Source organism: Bradyrhizobium genomosp. I (2014) (assembly GCF_000261685.1).
Taxonomy (GTDB): domain Bacteria; phylum Pseudomonadota; class Alphaproteobacteria; order Rhizobiales; family Xanthobacteraceae; genus Bradyrhizobium.
In genome coordinates this window covers 1-1,071 of record NZ_AJQE01000490.1, presented here as the reverse complement: position 1 = coordinate 1,071, position 1,071 = coordinate 1, and the positions used below count along the sequence as shown (strand labels likewise).

1 protein-coding gene is annotated in these 1,071 nt (G+C 69.7%); it reads left to right on the top strand.

Annotated features, from left to right (window positions below):
- Positions 1 to 1,056: methyl-accepting chemotaxis protein (locus IC50_RS38190; protein ID WP_035716845.1), on the top strand; the 1,056-nt coding region annotated here is incomplete at its 5' end.
- Between the last annotated feature and the right edge of the window lie 15 nt (positions 1,057 to 1,071).

The following is a 1,071-nucleotide window of genomic DNA, read 5'->3' as shown; positions in this document are numbered from 1 at the left end:
GGCATCTCGCGGCCGATGATCGCGATGTGCAAGGCGATGCGCGAGCTGGCGTCGGGCAATTTCGACGTCGTGCTGCCGGGCCTCGGCCGCAAGGACGAGATCGGTGAGATGGCCGGCGCGGTCGAGGAGTTCAAGGTTCAGGCCGTGGCCAAGGCCGAGCGCGACGCTGCCGCCAGCGAAGTCCAGAACCGGGAGCAGGCCGCAAGCCGCCGCGCCGAGCTGATCCGCTTTGCCGACGATTTCGAGAGCGCGGTCGGCCCCATCGTCTCCAACGTCTCGGCCTCGGCCGTGCAGCTGGAATCGGCGGCCTCGACGCTGACCCGCACCGCCGAGACCACGCAGAGCCTGTCGAGCCAGGTCGCCGGCGTCTCCGAGCAGGCGTCTTCCAACATGCAGTCGGTCGCGACCGCGACGGAAGAGCTGTCGGCCTCGGTCGAGGAGATCGGCCGTCAGGTCCGCGATTCCAGCCGGATCGCCGAAGCTGCCGTGGGGCAGGCCAAGGAGACCGACGGCCGCATCGGCAAGCTGTCGCACGCCGCCCAGCAGATCGGCGAGGTGGTCAAGCTGATCACGGCGATCGCCGAGCAGACCAACCTTCTCGCGCTCAACGCCACCATCGAGGCCGCGCGCGCCGGTGAGGCCGGTCGCGGCTTCGCGGTCGTGGCGAGCGAAGTGAAGTCACTGGCGAGCCAGACCGCGAAGGCGACGGATGAAATCTCCTCGCACATCGCGGGCATGCAGGGCGCCACCGCCGAATCGGTCGCCGCGATCAAGGAGATCGGCGCGACCATCGGCCAGATCTCGTCGATTTCGACCTCGATCGCGAGCGCGGTCGAGCAGCAGGGCGCCGCCACGCAGGAGATCGCCCGCAGCGTGCAGACGGTCGCACAGGGCACCCAGACGGCCGCCACCGATATCGGCGAGGTCAACCGCGGCGCCGCCGAGACCGGCTCGGCCTCGGAAGAGGTGCTGAACTCGGCCAAGACCCTGTCGAGCGAGAGCACCCGCCTGCGCGCCGAGCTCGACCGCTTCATGGCGAATATCCGCGCGGCATAGCTGCGACGCCGTCGC